The organism is Xylanibacter rarus (assembly GCF_001275135.1).
Lineage (GTDB): Bacteria > Bacteroidota > Bacteroidia > Bacteroidales > Bacteroidaceae > Prevotella > Prevotella rara.
Window position 1 is genome coordinate 1 of the sequence record NZ_LFQU01000024.1, and the last position, 20,835, is coordinate 20,835.

The following is a 20,835-nucleotide window of genomic DNA, read 5'->3' on the forward strand; positions in this document are numbered from 1 at the left end:
GGATCCGTATCCGCGGTCAGCGCTCGCTCAACGCCAGCAACGACCCGCTGATTGTGCTCGACGGTATTCCGTTCATGGGTCAGCTCTCTGATATCAATCCGGGCGACATCAAGTCGATGGATATTCTGAAGGACGCTTCGGCAACAGCCATCTATGGTAGCCGCGGTGCCAACGGTGTTATCCTCATCACAACCGTAAAGGGTATGCAGGGCTCACCTGCCAAGGTAAGCTACAACGCATACATCGGTTTCAAGACCGTGTTCCACAAATATCCTATGATGAACGGAAAGAAATATGCCGAGATGCGTAAGTATGCCGGCCTGTATACAAACTCTCTCGACGAGAGCGACGACACAGACACCGACTGGCAGGATCTGTTCTACCGCACAGGTATCACCCACAGCCACGACGTAAGCATACAGGGCGGAACTCAGGGCGGAAGCTACAGCTTCGGCGCAGGCTACTATCACGACGAGGCTGTCATCCCGACACAGGGCTACGACCGTATATCTATCAGAGGTAACTTCGACCAGAGCGTGGGCAAGTATTTCCGCTTCGGTCTTTCTACCAACACCAGCTACCGCGAGACAAAGGGCAGCAACATCAGCATCTACAACGTGCTGTCTATGAGCCCTCTTGCATCTCCTTATGATGAGAACGGCAACCTGAAGCGCACGGTGCGCATGCCTCTCGATGAGACATTCGTGCTGACAAAGAGCGTAGCTGAAGACCTTAAGGACGTATGGCTCAACGAGGACAAGGGTCTTGGTTCATACAACACCATGTTCGCTGAAGTTAAATGTCCGTGGATCGAGGGCCTGAGCTATCGCGTAAACGTAGGTTTGAACTACCGTACAGCAAAGAACGGTGTGTTCACAGGCACAGGTGTAAACAACACCAACCCCGACGCCATCAACAGTGCTTCTGTACAGCAGGACGTAACAAGAAACTGGGTTGTTGAAAACCTCTTGACTTACGACCGCACATTTGCTGAGAAGCACCACGTTAACTTCACAGGCCTCTACTCTGCCGAGCAGACTACATTCGAGCGTACATACATGTCAGGCCGCGGCATCCCGGCTGAATACTTCCAGTATTACAACATCGGTTCTGCAACAGACGAGGTTTCTGTCAATCCCAACAACCAGAACTACTGGCAGAGCGGACTTATGTCATGGATGGGCCGTATCATGTATACATACGACAACAAGTATATGATTTCTGCCGCAGTACGTGCCGACGCTTCTTCACGTCTGGCCAAAGGTCATCAGTGGCACACATATCCTGCCGTATCAGTAGGTTGGAACATCTCACGCGAGAAGTTCATGCAGAAGTTCGACTGGCTCGACAACCTGAAGCTGCGCGTTGGTTATGGTGAAACATCTAACCAGAGTATCGACCCGTATTCTACACTCGGCGCACTCAGCACACGTCCTTACAACTTCGGTCCTGCAAGCACAGGATTCCTCCGCGGATACTATGTTTCTACACTGCCTAACGAGGAACTCGGATGGGAGTATTCATCTACATGGAACTTCGGTCTTGACTTCTCACTCTTCGGCGGCCGACTCAGCGGTACGATGGAGTACTACGTACAGAACACCAACGACCTTCTGCTGAGCGTATCTCTGCCGGCAACATCAGGTGTGGGCAGCTATATGGCCAACATCGGTAAGACACGCAACAAGGGATTCGAAATGAGCTTGAACGGTGTCATCATCGACAACAAGAACGGATGGACATGGGATGCAGGCGTAAACTTCTACGTAAACCACAACGAACTTGTTGAACTTGCTTCAGGTGCAACTGAAGATGTTGGCAACCGCTGGTTCGTAGGTCATCCTATCGACGTTATCTACGACTACAAGAAGATTGGCTTGTGGCAGGAAGGCGACCCGTATCTCAACATTCTTGAACCGGGCGGAAACGTAGGTATGATCAAGGTTGAATATACTGGCGACTACAACGAGGACGGAACTCCTACACGTCAGATCAACCAGGAAGACATGCAGGTTATCGACATGGAACCTGACCTCATCGGTGGTTTCAACACAACAGTAGGCTACAAAGGCTTCGACTTCACTGTAATCGGTGCATTCCAGATTGGCGGTACACTCATCAGTACACTCCACTCTTCTAACGGTTACCTCAACATGTTGTCAGGACGTCGCGGACAGATCGACGTTGACTACTGGACAGAGGACAACACTGACGCAAAATACCCGAAACCGGGTGGTATAATGTCAAGCGACAATCCTAAGTACGGAAGCACACTCGGATACTTCGATGCAGGCTATCTGAAAGTACGTGCCATCACTCTCGGCTACGACTTCGCCAAGCTGAAGGCTGTCAAGAACTTCGGCATCAGCAAGCTGCGTGCTTACTTCACAGTGCAGAATCCGTTCGTACTGTTCTCTCCGTTCACAAACGAGTGCGGTCTTGACCCGGAGACAAATACCATGAGTAACGATAACAGCACTATGGCTGTAACAATGGAAGGCTACACAGGCTCACACAAACTTCCGGTTGTCGGCTATAACACTCCTGCCACACGTAATTTCTTATTTGGTATAAATCTGACTTTCTAAAAAACAAATAACCATGAATACGCTTTTAATAAAAATAAGGAACCTCGGAATAGCATCGTTAGGATTACTGATGCTCGGTTCATGCTCTGATATCCTTGACGAGCAGCCTCGTACTAAGTACGATCCAAGTTTCTTCGGAACAGAAGAAGGAATAGAAGGCGGTCTGACCGCACTCTATTCACATCTGAGAGACACATACGGATACGCTTACTACTACAACATCTGCGAAACAGGTACCGACGAATACACCTACGGCCACGACGCTGACGGCAACTTCAAGGATGCCGACCTCTCAGGAGTGGGCTCACTGACATCACAGTCATGCCGCGCAGACGCTTTGTGGAACAACGTGTTCACATACATCAACTCTGCCAGCGGCATCATCGAGAACGGTATGGCTTCAGGCATGGACGAAAGCCTTATCAGCGAGGCAAGATTCTTCCGTGCATTCGACTACTTCCGCCTCGTTCAGACATTCGGCGGTGTGCCACTCGACCTCGGAGCAGGCGAACTTAAGTTCAACACATCTCCTTCTCGCGTTTCAAAGCGCAACACAGTGCCTGAGGTTTACACAAAGGCCATATTCCCCGACCTCATCACAGCAGTAACCAATCTGCCGGAAACAGGACGCGTAACTGGCGGACTTACAAAGACTGCTGCACGTCTGGTGCTGGCTCAGGCTTATCTTACATACGGATGGTGGCTTGAGAATCCAAAAGACATCCCGACATACCCCGTATGCGACCGCGTTGACCCGGACGGCCACGACGCACAGTGGTATTTCCAGAAGGCTTACGACATTGCACTCGAGGGAATACAGAACCCTGGCCCGTTTGCACTGCAGCCAACATTCTATGACGTAAACGTAGGTTCAAACGACCGCAACAACGAAATGCTGCTCTATGCTGACCACACTGAAAACAGCGAAGAGTTCAACGGCGGTTCGCTCAGCTACGGAAGCGGAAGCGCTCCTGACAACTTTGCAGGCTGGATGGTTACATGGAACTATCCTAACATGACAGCCAAAAGAGCAGACAACGGTGCTTCATTTACTCCTGTACTCCGCGCTGCAACTCAAGACCTCGGACGCCCATGGACACGTATGGCTCCTACACAGGAAGTGTTTAAGAATATCTTTGCCGACAAGACTCATGACTCTCGTTACGACGGTACATTTACAACCGTATTGCGCGCTAACTGGAATCTCGACCAGGCAAACTACGGAACACTTACTCAAGCCTATAATGCCAACGGACTTCCTATCAGCGTAGGCGATGCAGTACTCTCATTCATCGACAATGACGATCCTAACATCGAATATGTAAACGAAAACTCTGTCGGTGGCGGCATATTGCCGGGACGCGCTGACTATGTAGTTGGTCCTTCAGCCATAAGTCGTCTGAAATATCCTATTCTGTGGAAACTTGGTCCGTATCGCACAGACAACAACGGAACAGTTGGTCAGCCTAATGCAGCCAGCACACGTCCGTTCCCGATTCTGAAGTTCTCTGAGCTCTACTTCGCAGCAGCAGAGGCAGCAGTTAAGGGTGCAGCAACACAGCCGGGCTATTCAGCACGCGACCTGATAAACGTTATCCGTGCACGTGCAGGTAAATGGAGCTTCAGCAATGCAAAGAACGACTATTATGTAGCCGACTTCAGCAAAGAGATGACAGATGCCACTCCGCAGGAGATCACAATCGACTACATTCTCGATGAGCTGAGCCGCGAATACTTCGGCGAAGGTCACCGCTGGTTCGACCTCGTTCGTACACAGACATGGGCTGAGCGCGCTGGCACTTATACAATCGCCGGCATGAACGCTACAGACGTTACACCACAGACATATACAAGAACCATCAATAAGGAGCACTATCTTCGTCCTATTCCACAGAGCCAGCTCGACGCTATGGAAATGACAGAAGAAGAGAAGGCAGAATTCCAGAATCCTGGATATTGATGAGTATTTATCCCCAAATCTGCATGTAAGCACTACATAACAGGTAAAGTGTTTCTACAGGTTTTTATTTATGGTAAAGTTAGGAAGGAGATATGCCGTGTTGGCATATCTCCTTTTATTTTTCATTTCATCAGCAATATGCCGGCGCCCACGTTTACTGAAAGCTACAGATTAACCTATGGCAGGAAAAGCAGCCTGCAACAAACGAAACACAACAATCCATTCCGCCACAATGTAAACACAAAAGCATCTGTGATAATGAACCGTGCACATAGAAACATATAACACAAAAACTTTATCAACACAAAATATTATAATGGAGCCTTCAATGTCACTTTGCCTTGTTTATCAAAAAATGAAGTAGAAAAACATTATTAACGGCTAACACAATCACAAATAGGTCTCAAATAAATAGTACAAAACAGGCCATGGCACGTCTGTAAAATAATTATGAAACGTTTATTTATTACATTATTAATATTAACGGCAGGAATTATTGTTCCTGAATCGGTTTTAGCGCAACAGCGCTATCAAATCGGAGTGTGTGACTGGATGGTGCTGAAGCGCCAGAAACTGGGCGAGTTTAAGCTGGCCAAAGAACTGGGATGCGACGGCATAGAAATGGACATGGGAGGCCTGGGCATGCGCAACTCGTTCGACAACAAGATGCGCGACCCCAAGATGGTGAAACTCTTTAACCACACGGCCGACAGTTTCGGCATAAAGGTTGGAGCCGTTGCAATGTCCGGCTTCTACGGACAAAGTTTTGCAAAGAAAGAGAGTTGGCGCTGGCTGATACAAGACTGTCTCAACACGATGGACGCCATGGGAGCCAACGTGGCATTTCTGCCCCTTGGAGGATGCGGCAACAACTGGACCGACTCACTGCCGCTGCGCCAGCAGATAGTGTGGCGTCTGCACGAAATAGGCGAGATGGCCAAAGCTCGCGGCAAAGTGATCGGAATAGACACCCCGCTCGATGCAGAAGGCAACATAAAGCTGCTTGATGAGATAAATTCAGAAGGAATTAAGATATTCTACAAATTCCAGACAGCTATAGAAAACAAAAGAAACATAGCAAAAGAGATAGAAAAACTCGGCAAAGACCGCATCTGTGCCATACACGCAAGCAACACGGACGGTGTATGGCTCAGAAACGACAAGGCTGTGAACATGAAAAAGATAAAAAAGGCCCTCGACAAGGCAGGATGGTCTGGCTGGCTCTTTGTTGAGCGCAGCCGCGACGTAAATCAGGTTCGCAACGTAAAGAAAAACTATGGCGAAAATGTTAAATACTTAAAAGAGATAATGCAATGAAAAAAATTTTAACTATTTTTGTATCGCTTATAACATTCGGAACAAATTACGCTCAAACAATCCAGTTAAACTCTAACGGCCGCGACCAGAACTATGTTAACACCATTCTGGGAAGAGCGCAGAAAGTAACTGACGCACTGAACATAACCGGAACAGACAAGGGCGAACAAGTCAGAAACATTGTTGCAAACAGATATTTTATTCTTAATGACATTTACGAAGAAAGAGACAGCCTGAAGAAAGTTGCTTCTTCACTTGCCGGCGACGACAAGAAACTCGCACAGAACTTCGCAGAAAGTCAGAAAGACCAGAAACTTTACCGTTCACATGCAGGATTTATTGCCGACTTGTCTTTGTTCCTTGACGATGCTCAGATTGAGACAGTTAAGGACGTGATGACCTACAACGTCGTAAAGGTTACATACGACGCTCAGTGTGACATGATTCCTACTCTGAAAGATGAAGAGAAGAAGCAGATTCTGGCATGGCTTAAAGAAGCACGCGAATATGCCATCGATGCAGAAAGCTCTAAGAAGAAGCACGAAGCCTTCGGAAAATACAAAGGAAGAATCAACAACTACCTAAGCAAGCGCGGATATAATCTGCAGAAAGAGCGTGAGGAATGGGCTAAACGCGTTAAGGCACGCGGAGGCACACTGTAACGCATCTAAAAAACATTTATACCTCGAAGATATATAATGAAAAAATCTATTCTGATAAATATTCTGATTTCTGCAGCCGCAGCCACACCGGTCATGGCACAGCAGAATGGCATAACAGACACACGCAACAGCAAGTATGCCATAATAAACTCCACCCCTATAAGCGCCGTAAAATGGACAGGCGGCTTCTGGGGTGAGCGCTTTGGCGTGTTCAGCGGCACTTCGCTGCAGAGCATGTGGGAGACATGGAAGTCAGACAAAGGCCACAGTTACAACAACTTCATGATTGCAGCCGGCGAGAAGAAAGGCAAGCGTCATGGACCTCCGTTCCACGACGGCGACATGTATAAGTGGCTCGAGGCCGTAGCTGCGGTATATGCAGTCAACAAAGACCCTGAACTTGAAAAGATAATGGACCGCGTGATAGAGCTTATAGCAAAGGCCCAGCGTCCAGACGGCTATCTGCACACACCTGTGGTAATAGCTGAAATCAACAAGAAGGCACTTCAGGACGAAGAGAAAGAGAACGAGACCATTGGCACAAAAGTAGGCACAAGCAAGGACGGCCGCTTCGGCAATCCGCTCAACTTTGAGGCCTACAATCTGGGACATCTCATCACTGCCGGAATTATCCACCACCGCGCAACAGGCAAGACCACTCTGCTCGACTGCGCGATAAAGGCTGCCGACTGCCTGTATGACTTCTACATGAATCCGTCGGCCGACGCACTCGAGAAAGGAGTAATCTGCCCCTCACACTATATGGCCATAACCGAAATTTACCGTGAGACAGGCAATCCGAAATATCTCGAGCTGTCGAAACAGCTGATAAACATACGCGACAGCGTAAAGAACGGCACAGACGACAACCAGGACCGCATACCGTTCCGCCAGCAGTACAATGCCATGGGACATTCGGTCAGAGCCAACTATCTGTATGCCGGCGTTGCCGACCTTTATGTTGAGGACGGCGAGGCACAGCTGAAAAAAAACCTCGACTCAATATGGAACGACATCGTCTACCGCAAGATGTATATCAACGGAGCCTGCGGCGCACTGTATGACGGCACTTCGCCCGACGGTACTGAATATAAGCCAGACCTTATACAAAAAGTACACCAGAGCTACGGCCGCCCATATCAGCTGCCCCACTCTACCGCACACAACGAAACCTGCGCCAACATTGGCAACATGCTGCTCAACTGGCGTCTGTTCCAGAACACAGCAGACGCAAAATACACTGACCTGGTGGAAAACTGCCTGTTCAACAGCATTTTGTGCGGCATAAGTCTCGACGGTAAGAAATATTTCTACACCAACCCGCTGAGAATGTCAGATGAGCTGCCGTATAAGCTGCGCTGGCCCAAAGAGCGTACAGAATACATCAGCTGTTTCTGCTGTCCGCCGAACACGCTGCGCACACTCTGCGAGGCTCAGGACTATGCTTACAGCGTAGGCAAAAAAGAGATTTACGTCAATCTGTATGGCGCAAACACTCTCACGACAAAGCTTGACGGAATAGGCGAAATAACTCTAACACAGGAAACCGACTATCCGTGGAACGGAAGCATCGCCCTCAACGTGACAAAGCTGAAAGGCAAAAAAGATTTCATGCTGAAGCTGAGAATTCCGGCATGGTGCAATGACGCCAAGATAACAGTAAACGGCGAACCTGTCAACACTGACATCAAGAGCGAATCGTATGCAGCTGTTACACGCACATGGAAAAAAGGCGACGTTGTAAGACTCGAAATGCCTATGGAGACAAAGCTCGTTGAGGCAAATCCGCTGGTTGAAGAGTGCCGCGGCCAGGTGGCCGTACAGCGCGGACCTATTATATACTGTCTCGAGAGCAACGACCTCAACGGCGTTGACATTGACAACATAGCCATACCGGTAGACGCAAAGTTTGTGCCCGTAGAGACAAACATAGAAGGAAGCCGCATCATGGCGCTTGAGACAGAAGCCGTAAACCGCAGCGAGAAGTCATGGAACAACACTCTTTACAGAGAAGTGAGCAAAGACAAGAATAAAGTGAAAATACGCCTTATACCCTATTATGCATGGGGTAACAGAGGCAAGAGCGAAATGACAGTATGGATACCCGCAGAATATTAATAACACTAATATCCGCAGCTTTTGCCGGAATAAACATCTATGCGACCGACTTGATTGTCAAGCCGGGCGCATATGCTATAGAGAAAGCCTTGCAGCAGGCTAGAGAAGAAAGACGCCTGAACAACGCAAAGGACATAACCATACGCCTGGCGGAAGGCACATACAGCCTTAATCAGCCCATCATTGTAAGACCCGAAGACAACGGCACACGCATTGTTGCCGACGGCAATGTGACGATAAGCGGTGGCGTAAAGATAACCAACTGGCACAAACAAGGCAAGATGTACGTGGCCGACGTACCCGACTTCAACGGCCGTCCGCTAGAGTTCAGACAGATGTGGGTAAACGGCAAGAAAGCCATACGCGCACGTGACGTTGAAGACTTCAGCGACATGTTCAGAATAAGAAGTCTCGACAAGGCAAAAGAAACAATATATGTGCCGGCAAAGGCCGTAAAGAAAATAGTGAACGCCAAATATGCTGAAATGGTGCTTCACGAAATGTGGTGTGTGGCCAACCTGCGCATAAAGTCGGTTAAGATAGCCGGCGACAGCGCTGCCGTGACATTCCATCAGCCCGAAAGTCACATCCACTTCATGCACCCTTGGCCATCGCCAATGGTTACATCAGACGGGCGCAACTCGGCCTTCTACCTCACCAACGCTAAGGAACTGCTTGACAGCGAAGGCGAATGGTATCTCGATGCCAAAGCATCTAAGCTGTACTACATTCCCCGCAAAGGCGAAAACATGAACACGGCCGAGGTGATTGTGCCTGCAGTGGGAACTCTGTTGAAAGTGGAAGGCACGCCCGACAATCCCGTAAAAGACGTAACTTTTGAAGGCATAACATTTAGCTATGCAACATGGATGCGCCCGTCTATAAGCGGACACGCCCCACTTCAGGCCGGTATGTACATGACTGAGGCCTACAAGCTCAGACCGAAGATGATACGTCCCAACGGCGACCACAAGCTCGACAACCAGGGATGGGTGGGCCGTCCGGCAGCGGCAGTCAGCCTCAACTGTGCCGAAAACGTATCATTCACAAAGTGCAGCTTTGAGCACAATGCGTCAACAGGTCTCGACTATCATACATATATAAAAGGTGGAACCGTTGACCGCTGCAAGTTCAGCGACATGGGAGGCAACGGCATTTTGGCCGGAAGCTTCGGTCCGGAGGCTCACGAGGCCCATCTTCCTTATGATCCGTCAGACCGCAGGATTATATGCACAGACCTGAACATAACCAATAACCTCATAACAGACGTGTCGAACGAAGACTGGGGATGCGTGGGCATAGGTGCTGGTTTTGTGAAAGACATAAAGATATGCCATAACGAAATCAGCGAAGTGTCATACACAGGCATCAGCATGGGATGGGGCTGGAATCAGCAAGTATGCTCTATGTCTAACAACCTGATTAAAGGCAACCTCATCCATCATTATGCCAAGCACATGTATGATACAGCCGGAATCTACACTCTCGGCTCTCAGCCTCACTCGTTTATCGAAGAAAATGTGGTGAGAGACATCTACTCGCCGAGCTATGCACACGACCCGAACCACTGGTTCTATCTGTATACTGACGAAGGCTCTTCTTACATAACCGTAAGAAACAACTGGACTCCGAGCGAGAAATATCTGAAAAACGCCAACGGACCCGGCAACACATGGGAGAACAACGGCCCGAACGTGGCCGACAGCATAAAGGCAAATGCAGGTATTATGGCTGAATAACAGGCCATAATACCTTTAAACGAATTAATCAGTAAAACAAATAAACGAATCTATTTACAAATCTAATAATATGGGAAAAAGTAAAGGAAGCTTAAAAAGCACCATAGCCGTGTCGCTGACAAACTATCTCGACGCGGGAGCAATAGTGGCCGGAGCCAGCGGCCTGACGCTTTGGCAGAATTATCTCGACCTTAGCGAATCTCATTTAGGATGGCTCAACGCCATAAGCGCCAACTGCCTCGGTGCAGCAATAGGAGCAATTATTGGAGGATTTCTCGCAGACAAATACGGACGCAAAGCCATCTACACATATAACATGCTTGTGTATATGCTCGGCGTGGCAATAATCATGCTGGCCGTCAACTTCCCCATTCTGCTTTTAGGCTTTCTCGTAACAGGTATATCTGTCGGCGTAGGCGTACCGGCATCATGGACTTATATTTCAGAAAGTTCTGAGACGGCAAACCGCGGACGCAACATCTGCATATCACAGATGGCATGGGGCATCGGCCCTCTTATCATTCTTATCATCGGAACATTGCTGGCACCGGCAACAGGAGGAGCAGGCGACACCGGAGGAATGCTGTTTCCTTTTGTTGAATACGTGGCCAACCTCATAACAGGCGGCGAGGCACAGGGCGCGGCACTAAACGTGTTCAGTTCACGCATCGTGTTCGCATCTCTCTTCATCGTTGCATTCATAGCATGGCAGCTGCAACGCCGCCTCGACGAAAGTGCAGAATGGAAAGCTGCAAAGGCTGCTGAAGCAAAGGACGACACAAAGAAACACGGAGTGTTCTCTTCATTTGGCGAACTCTTCTCAAACAAGGTTTGCGTGCGTTCTATGCTGTTCTTGGCAGGAATGTATCTCACATGGAACCTTGTATGTTCTGTCATGGGTTTCTTCCAGCCGCACATATATGAGACGGCAGGCGGTCTAAGCAATGAGATGGCAAACATGTTTGCTGCCGGACAGTGGGTGGTCATCATCATCATGACATTTGTCTGCTCGCTGATTATCGACCGTGTCAACCAGCGCATGCTCTTTGCAATAGGCGTAAGCATGGGTGTTTTGGCTTGGTTGATTATTGTAACTATAGGCATCACCAGCATGACAGGTCTCGTTGTGTTCACACTTTTGTGGGCAATCCAGGCCGGAATATCCGTACAGACATTCTATGCTCTATGGGCATCAGAGCTGTTCCCTGCCAAATACAGGGCAGCGGCACAGGGCATCATGTTCTTCATCGTAAGAGGCGTATCAGCCGTATGGGGACTCTACTTTGTTCACATCTACGGCAAGAACGGCGAAGGCTTCACCATCGCAGGATATATAATGATGGCATTCTTCATAATATCCCTCATCATAGGCACGGTATGGGCACCTAAGACACAGGGCAAAACACTTGAACAAATAACAAAAGAAAGATATGGCGACAACATATAAAGCAACATGGATATGGTATCCGGGCGACTATGAGATATGGCTCGGCAACAAGATGAACAACCGCCGCACAGACCGCGGTGCGTATTTTCCGCCGTTCTGGAAACAGGACAGTCACTATGTAACCGTAGAGTTCAGCAAGGCCGTTGACCTTACAGAAGACGAAGAACTGAAGATCGAGGCCGAAGGCTCTTACAACATAAAGATTGACGGAAAGATGCTTTTCGGCATGCCCAAGAAAATTACTTTGGCTGCAGGAAAGCACCGCATAAACATCAAGGTGCACAACCAATGCACCCCGCCGGCACTTTATGTTGACGGAAAGACGGTGAAGACTGACAGCACATGGAACGTAACATTTGAGGACAAAGAGTGGATTGACGAGAGCGGCAAGGCCAGCGACACGTCATCTACCGTATATATGCCGGCAGGATTCTATAACTTTGACAACATAGAACAGCGCCCGTCACAGTTTAAACTTGAGCGCGAACGCCATGAAGCCGTGGCTGCCGACGGCAACGTATACGACTTCGGAAAAGAGACTTTCGGCTATGCCATACTGAAAGGCATAAAAGGCAACGGCACGATAAACATCTACTACGGCGAGAGCAAGGAAGAAGCCACGGACAAATACCACTGCGAAACACTCGACAAACTTGAAGTATGCAATGGCGTAGTAACTGATTTGGCTACAAACCAGACAACAGAACTCGCTGACGAATACGTGCTCGGCAACAGCAAGGCATTCAGGTTTATCTGCGTTGAGACAGAAGGATGCTCTCTAAGCGGCGTAAGCATGGACTATGAATTTATGCCCGAAGAAGAGAAAGGAACGTTCAGATGCAACGATGAAGAACTTAACAGAATATGGGAAATCGGCGCATACACAATGCAGCTAACCACACGCGAGTTTTTCATTGACGGCATAAAGCGCGACAGATGGGTGTGGAGCGGCGATGCAACACAGAGCTATCTGATGAACTACTATCTGTTCAATGACAACGACATGGTGAAACGAACCACATGGCTGCTTGCAGGCAAGGCTCCTATAACTAGCCACATAAACACCATAATGGACTACACCTTCTTCTGGTTTAACTCTGTATACGACTATTATCTGTACAGTGGCGACCGCCATTTCCTAACGCAGATATATCCTACGATGAAGACCTACATGGACTACGTGCTCGGCAGAACAGACGAAGACGGTATGGTTGAGGGCATGGACGGCGACTGGGTGTTCGTCGATTGGGCAGACAAACCCATGGACAAGCACGGACAGCTCGCCTTTGAGCAGATTCTTTTCAGAAAGTCTCTTGAGGCTATTGCTGCCGTGGCCAAACTTACCGGCAACGACGAGGAAGGAAACGCATATCAGGAAAAAGCCGACGAACTTGGCAACAAACTGATGCAGTTCTTCTGGAACGACGATAAACAGGCACTCGTACACAACCGTCTTAACGGAAAGCAGAGCGAAGACGTGTTCCGCTACCCCAACATGTTCGCCATAATATTCGGCTATCTTGACGAGAAAAGACAGCAGACCGTGAAGAATTCTGTAATCCTCAACGAGGACGTTCTCAGAATAACAACACCCTACATGCGCTTCTACGAACTTGAAGCCCTGTGCATGCTGAACGAGCAGGACAAGGTTATGAAAGAGATAAAAGACTATTGGGGAGGCATGCTCAAGGAAGGTGCAACATCATTCTGGGAGAAATACAACCCTGACGAACACGGAACCGAGAAACTGGCGATGTATGGCCGCCCATACGGCAAGAGTCTCTGCCACGCATGGGGAGCAAGCCCGATATATCTGCTCGGCAAATATTATCTCGGCGTGAAGCCCACAAAGCCCGGCTATGAGGAATATACCGTCGAACCGGCTCTCGGCGGACTCGAATGGATGGAAGGCACCGTGCCGGCTCCGTTCGGCTCCATCTACGTGAAAATGGACAGCAATTCGGTTACTGTAAAGAGTGACGGCGGCCATGGAACACTTATATTGGAAAACGGAAAAAGAAACATAGAAATACCATCAGGAAAAGAAATTACAATTAAATTATGAGAAACATTCGAAGCATAATTGCATCAGGACTGGTGATAGCATTATCGAGTTGTGGAACCTCTGTAACGAAAGTTGAACATAACCCGGCAGTGCCGCAGACGGAGTATGCGGCATCTCTGATCAACAGTTATGTGCCTTCAATGCAAAAGGGATACAAGATTAAAATCGGTGTGGCCGAAAATCCGGCCGACCTGCCGCAGGAAGGATTCACAATAAAGAGAAAAGGCAAGACAATAAACATCATCGGCAACGACGCGTCGGGTGCCATATATGGCGCTAACCGACTGCTCGAGTATTATAAGCTCAACGGCAACCTGGAAATACCCACAATCATTGTTGACGCACCCGAAATGAAAATACGCGGAGCATGCGTGGGCCTTCAGAAGACAGTATACCTGCCAGGGCACAAAGTTTACGAATATCCTTACACACCCGAGAACTTCCCTTGGTTCTACGACAAGGAGCTGTGGATAAAATATCTCGACATGCTCGCAGCAGACAACATGAACGCCGTGTTCCTGTGGAACGGTCATCCGTTTGCTTCACTTGTAAAACTTGAAGACTATCCTTTTGCCGCCGAAGTTGACGATGCCACAATGGCTAAGAACCAGGAGATGTTCTCCTTCCTTACAACAGAGGCTGCAAAGCGCGGTATACGTGTAATACAGATGTTCTACAACATCATTCTGTCGAAACCCTTTGCCGACCATTACGGCATCGCCACACAGGACCGCAACCGCCCCATCACTCCGCTTATCAGCGATTACACACGCAAGAGCATTTCGGCCTTCATCCAGAAATACCCAAATGTGGGCTTCCTTGTATGCCTCGGCGAAGCTATGGCTACGATAGAAGACGACGTTGAATGGATGAAAAATACCATCATACCGGGCATTAAGGACGGTCTGAAAGCGTCTGGCAGAACAGATGAGCCGCCTATCATCCTGCGTTCGCACGATACAGACGGTCCACGCGTGTTGCGTGAGTCGCTTCCGCTCTACAAGAACATTTACACAATGACAAAATATACGGGCGAATCGCTCACCACATATGAGCCGGGAGGCCCATGGGGAGAGACTCAGAGACAGCTCAGCAGCGTGGCTCCGATACACATAAGCAACGTGCATATTCTTGCCAACCTCGAGCCGTGGAGATGGAGCTCGCCAGCCTTTGTCGACAAGGCGGTGAAAGCCATGCACAGAGTTCATGGCGCAAACGGTCTGCACCTTTATCCTCAGGCAAACTACTGGGACTGGCCTTACACAGCCGACAAGCTCCCCAACGGTGAGCGTCAGCTGCAGATAGACCGCGACTGGATGTGGTATTCGGCATGGGGACGCTACGCATGGAAGAGCCAGAGAGACAATGACAATGTGTATTGGCAGAAGGTTCTGGCAGACTATTACGGCACAGACACACTCACTGCAAGACATATTCTCAAGGCTTATGACGAAAGCGGCGAGATTGCACCTAAACTTATACGCCGATTCGGCATCACAGAGGGCAACCGCCAGTGTCTGTTGCTCGGCATGAAAGCCAGCCAGCTCGTAAATCCTTATAAGTATACGGTTTATGAGGAGTTCTACCAGAGCTGTGGCCCTGCCGGCGAAAAGCTCATTGAATATGTTGAGAAAGAATGGAAGCACGAAAAGCACGTGGGCGAACTTCCGCTAGACATAGTAGACCAGTGTGTTGAACACGGCGACAAAGCTGTGGCAGCAATAAGCAATCTCAGCGACAAGATTACAAAGAACAAAGACGAGTTTGAGCGTCTTGTGAACGACATGGAGTGCTACAAAGAGTTTGCATATTCGTTTAAATACAAGGTTCTCGGCGCACAACAGGTGCTCAACTACAAGTGGAGCAAGGATGTAGAATACCTGAAAAAGGCCGTTCCGCTGCTCGAGAAGAGTAACGAATACTACAAGAAACTGGCCGAGAGAACAAAGGACACATATCTCTATGCCAACAGCATGCAGACCTCACAGCGCCGCATACCTGTAGGCGGTGACGGAGGCAAGTTCAAGACATGGGAAGAGATGATTCCTGTTTATGAGGACGAGCTTAACAGTCTGAAGAGCAACATCGTGAAACTTACTTCTCCGGATGATGCTAACAGCAAGAACGAGAAATATCCCAAGGCCGTAAATGCTGACGTAAAACTGATAAGCAACTACAAGACCGTTACGCTGACCAAGGGCGCCAAGCTGTTTGAAAACCGCGACGAGGCTATCGATTCGCTTGCTCCTGAACTTGAAGGACTCAAGGCTCTTGTGCTCAACCGCGACACAACGCGCATCGTGGGAGGCAAGGTTGAGTTTGAAACCAGCAAGCCCGTCAAGATGCTTGTAGGCTTCTTCATCGACGACCAGAACAAGTTTGCCAGTCCTCCAAAACTCGAGACCGACGCCACCGGCAATGAGTTCGGACAGGCTGAGGCGCTGATAACCAACGCCATAAGCATGTCTAACATGCCTATAGTAAACATTCATGCATATCATCTTAACCCCGGACGCCACGTGATAAACCTGCCCAAGGGCATTATAATGGTTGCCGGATTTACAGCCACAGACCTCAAGATAAGAGACGCCAAACTCAACGGCGGCAGCAACGAGGTAGACTGGCTATTCATGAAATAACACTGCTGAAGAATAATAATGGTAAAGAACATCCTGTTAGTTTTGATGCTGCTGATATGCACCGACGCAAGCGCACAGAGCCGCAGCAGACGACGTGCAAAGGCAAAGCCCGTTGTGCAGACTGTCGTGAGCCAGAAAGAGATGCAGAAGGTGTATGAAGCCGCACGAACTCCGTATAAATATGGTCTGGTCGTTGCTCCCGAAAGCAACGACCGGAAAATAGACTGCCCCACCGTGTTCAGAGAAGGCAACAGCTGGTATATGACCTATGTGTGCTACAACGGCTCTAACGGCACGAACGGAAGGGGCTACGAGACGTGGCTTGCCAAGAGCGACGACCTGCTCCACTGGACCACTCTCGGACGCATACTGGCATTCGGCAGCGAGGGCTGGGACATGAACCAGCGCGGCGGTTTTCCGGCACTTATCGACTATGAATGGGGCGGCAGCTACAACATTGAGAAATTCAAGGACCGCTATTGGATGACTTACATCGGCGGACAGGGCACCGGCTACGAGGCCGTGAACGCTCCGCTGAGCATAGGTCTGGCCTCAACCAAAGAGGACATCACCAAGGCGCACCTGTGGGAAACCTACAAGAAGCCCATACTGTCGTATGACGACAAGAATGCCCAATGGTGGGAGCAGCTGACTCAATACAAGAGTACGGTGTACAGAGTAGACAAAAAGAAGTTTGGCTACCAGTTCATGATGTTCTACAATGCCGGCGGAAAAGACGCCACTCATCCAAAAGGCGAACGCATAGGCATTGCCTTCTCGAACGACATGAGGAAGTGGCACAGATACAAGGACAACCCCATATTCGCACACGACAGCGACGGAACAATAACCGGCGACGCGCAGATAGTGAAGATGGGCAACCTATATGTAATGTTCTACTTCTCGGCCTTCAACCCTACACGCGAATATAACGCGTTCAACACCTTCGCGGCCAGCTACGACATGATTCACTGGACCGACTGGAAGGGTGAAGACCTCATTGTGCCGTCGAAGTCTTACGACGAGATGTTCGCTCACAAGAGCTCCGTGATCTACCATAACGGCGTGGTATATCACTTCTATTGTGCCGTAAACAACTCTGAACAGCGAGGCATCGCCCTGGCAACAAGCAAGCCCATGGGACAGAGCGAAGTCAGCTTCCCCAAGCCCAACGCAACGGGCAAGCGCTTTATAACGTCGCTCAACGACAACTGGGAAGTGAGCTACGGCCGCAACAAGTTCAGAACCGACATACCCTACAATCTTGACGACTATTACGGCGCGCTGCAGAAAGAGCACGGCAACCTGCACGGCAGAGCCGACTTCAAGAAGTTTTTCCTTGCGCCCAACATGGAGGACAAAGAATACTTCCTGCGCTTTGAGGGCGTAGGAACATACGCCGAAGTGACGCTCAACGGCAAGAAAATAGGCACCTACGACATTGGCCGCACGACCAAAACCATTGATATAACAAAATATGTACGCAAGGGCGACGAAAACCAGCTTGAAGTAAGGGTGAACCATCCGAAGGGCATAACCGACATGCCGTGGGTGTGCGGCGGATGCAGCTCTGAATGGGGCTTCAGCGAAGGTTCACAGCCGTTCGGCATTTACCGCCCCGTGGTACTTGAAATAACAGACAAGGTGAGGATAGAACCCTTCGGCGTGCACGTATGGAACAATGCCACGGCTGACAGTATATTCGTAGACACAGAAGTGCGCAACTACGGCACTGACACCGCTTCTGTAAGCCTGACTAGCAAGATATGCGAGCAAAACGGCAAGCAGGTGATACGCCTCACAGAGAACATAACGCTGAAACCGGGCGAGACCAAGACCATAAGACAGTCGGCTCCGATAAGCAATCCTAATCTTTGGAGCATAGAGAAGCCTTATCTCTACAAGCTCAGCAGCATTATAAAGCGCAACAACAAGGCCACCGACGACCTCGTAACTCCGTTCGGTGTAAGGACAGCAAGCTGGCCGCTGACACGCAACGACGGCGATCAGCGCTTCTATCTGAACGGCAAGCCCGTGTTTATCAACGGCGTATGCGAATACGAACACATGTTCGGACAGAGCCACGCTTTCTCCGACAGGCAGATAGACGCACGCATAAAGGAGGTGAAGAGCGCCGGATTCAACGCCTTCAGAGACGCCCATCAGCCGCACAACCTCAGATATCAGGAGCTTATCGACAAGGAGGGACTGCTGTGGTGGCCGCAGTTCTCAGCCCATATATGGTATGACACGCCTCAGTTCAGAGAGAGCTTCAAGCGCCATCTTATCCAATGGGTGAAGGAGCGCCGCAACTCGCCGTCGATAATACTGTGGGGACTGCAGAACGAAAGCACCCTGCCGGCCGACTTTGCCAAGGAATGTTCTGACATAATACGCAAGCTCGACCCGACATGCGGCACCATGCGCCTGATAACGACATGCAACGGAGGCGAAGGTACAGACTGGAACGTGGTGCAGAACTGGAGCGGAACCTACGGAGGAAAGATTGAAAACTACGGCAACGAGCTGAAACAGCCCGACCAGCTGCTCAACGGCGAATATGGCGCATGGCGCACCGTGGGCAACCATACGGGCGAAAGATACACCGAGGAGAAATTCTGCGACATACTGGAGCGCAAGGCACAGCTGGCCGAGAGCGTAAAAGACAGCGTATGCGGACAGTTCCTCTGGGTGCTGCAGAGCCACGACAACCCCGGCCGCCGTCAGCCCGACGAGGGCCTGCGACGCATCGACAAGGTGGGTCCGTTTAACCACAAAGGACTCTTCACCACATGGGAGCAGCCTACAGACGCCTTCTATATGTATAAGTCGCGCTATGTCAAGGCCGACGACGAACAGACCGTATATATCGTGCCTAACATCTCTGAAGACAGCGTGCGCGTCTACAGCAACTGCGACTCTGTAAGACTTAGCTGCGGCAAGTGGGCCGAAACAAAGGTGAAGGCCGACACGACGTCGCTCTTCAGATGGTCTGGCATAAGCCTCGACGGCGACATCATCAAGGCTACGGCTTATCACAACGGCAAGGCCGTGGCAGAAGACTCGATAGCCCTGCCGTCATACAAGGACTGGGACGAAAGCATGCTGAAACCACTGAAAGGCTACAACTATCTTTACAACATCAACTGCGGCGGCGACTCTTACACCGACAAGTTCGGCACGGTGTGGATGCAGGACAACACAAAATGGTCTAAATCATGGGGCAGCAAGTTCCCCAAGGAGGCCAGTCCGTATCAGGCCAGCCAGACATGCAACAACGGCCTTGCCGTGTCGCCTCTGTTCCGCACATCGCGCTTCGGCCGCCACGAACTGTCATACAGCTTCCCCGCCAAGCCGGGCAACTACCGCATAGAGCTCTATTTCATTGAGCCGTGGTATGGAGCAGGCGCAAGCGAGACAACCGACTGCGAAGGTCTGCGCCTGTTTGACGTGGGCATCAACGACAGCACGTATATCAGAAACCTCGACCTCTGGGCACAGGCAAGATATGCCAAGCCATACAAGCGCGTGGTGAACATACACAACTCTGACTACCGCATAAACATCAACTTCCCCAAGGTGAACGCCGGACAGGCCATAATATCGGCCATAGCCATAGCCACAACAGACTCTACTGCGGCTGCCGACTATCCCGAGGAGAACGAGCCGGAGATGTGGAAAAACTTTGACAGCGACATACTCACCAACACGCCCGACAGCCTGCTGCCGCCGCGCAGCAACAGCTCGATAAGCGTGGAGGGAATGATAAACAACGGAGTGATGACATGGAACTACAACGTAGGTGTGGCAAAGGTTTATGCCCTGCGCTTCCGCTACTACAACCCCGAGGCCGAGCGCACGCTGCACGTGAAGATAACCGACCTCAACGGCGTGGTGTATAAGGAAGACGACATAACGTTTGTAAAGACGCCTGAAAAGAAAACCAAGAGGCGCAACACCAGCATCACCACCGGCTCGCAGACCAATGCCGGCAGCTACATAGTGACACTGAGCGGCGAAGGCATTGAGAAAATGTTGTTTGACAAACTGACTATCGAATAAAGACCGGCTCTGCCGGCTGCCAACTCAAGCCGCCACGGCATACGGCCCTACTGCTGTTGAAGGGCTGTTTTGCCGTTGCGGCAGCAACGTTTTTAATCGGATGCACAACGCACTGATTTTCAACACGTTGCAAAAGGCCGTCTTTTAGACTGCAAAAGATGCCCTTTTAGACGGTAAAAGCATACCTTTTAGGGTGCAAAAGGACGCCTTTTACAAAACGGCTGACATGTATCGCAAA

General features: G+C 49.9%; 10 protein-coding genes. All 10 read left to right on the top strand.

Going from position 1 to position 20,835, the window contains the following annotated elements:
- A partial coding sequence (locus tag ACU52_RS11375; protein ID WP_053398854.1) for a SusC/RagA family TonB-linked outer membrane protein occupies positions 1 to 2,588 on the top strand: 2,588 nt, incomplete at its 5' end.
- Positions 2,589 to 2,601: 13 nt separating this feature from the next.
- On the top strand, positions 2,602 to 4,548 hold the full coding sequence (locus ACU52_RS11380) for a RagB/SusD family nutrient uptake outer membrane protein (protein ID WP_053398855.1): 1,947 nt from the start codon (positions 2,602 to 2,604) through the stop codon (positions 4,546 to 4,548).
- Positions 4,549 to 4,998: 450 nt separating this feature from the next.
- Positions 4,999 to 5,865 (top strand): sugar phosphate isomerase/epimerase family protein, encoded by an 867-nt coding sequence (locus tag ACU52_RS11385; protein WP_053398856.1) that lies wholly within the window; start codon positions 4,999 to 5,001, stop codon positions 5,863 to 5,865.
- Positions 5,862 to 6,527, top strand: a complete 666-nt coding sequence (locus ACU52_RS11390) for a DUF3826 domain-containing protein (RefSeq protein ID WP_053398857.1) — start codon at positions 5,862 to 5,864, stop codon at positions 6,525 to 6,527. Before ACU52_RS11385 ends, ACU52_RS11390 begins: the two co-directional genes overlap by 4 nt.
- Before the next feature lie 36 nt (positions 6,528 to 6,563).
- Positions 6,564 to 8,645, top strand: a complete 2,082-nt coding sequence (locus ACU52_RS11395) for an aceric acid hydrolase (RefSeq protein ID WP_053398858.1) — start codon at positions 6,564 to 6,566, stop codon at positions 8,643 to 8,645.
- On the top strand, positions 8,624 to 10,384 hold the full coding sequence (locus ACU52_RS11400; RefSeq protein WP_053398859.1) for a right-handed parallel beta-helix repeat-containing protein: 1,761 nt from the start codon (positions 8,624 to 8,626) through the stop codon (positions 10,382 to 10,384). Before ACU52_RS11395 ends, ACU52_RS11400 begins: the two co-directional genes overlap by 22 nt.
- Before the next feature lie 70 nt (positions 10,385 to 10,454).
- On the top strand, positions 10,455 to 11,831 hold the full coding sequence (locus ACU52_RS11405) for an MFS transporter (RefSeq protein ID WP_053398860.1): 1,377 nt from the start codon (positions 10,455 to 10,457) through the stop codon (positions 11,829 to 11,831).
- On the top strand, positions 11,815 to 13,896 hold the full coding sequence (locus ACU52_RS11410) for an alpha-L-rhamnosidase-related protein (protein ID WP_053398861.1): 2,082 nt from the start codon (positions 11,815 to 11,817) through the stop codon (positions 13,894 to 13,896). Before ACU52_RS11405 ends, ACU52_RS11410 begins: the two co-directional genes overlap by 17 nt.
- A complete protein-coding gene (locus ACU52_RS11415) occupies positions 13,893 to 16,535 on the top strand; it encodes an alpha-d-galacturonidase (protein WP_053398862.1) in 2,643 nt (880 codons plus the stop codon). Before ACU52_RS11410 ends, ACU52_RS11415 begins: the two co-directional genes overlap by 4 nt.
- Before the next feature lie 18 nt (positions 16,536 to 16,553).
- On the top strand, positions 16,554 to 20,597 hold the full coding sequence (locus ACU52_RS11420) for a beta-d-glucuronidase/beta-L-arabinofuranosidase (RefSeq protein ID WP_053398863.1): 4,044 nt from the start codon (positions 16,554 to 16,556) through the stop codon (positions 20,595 to 20,597).
- Positions 20,598 to 20,835: the final 238 nt, after the last annotated feature.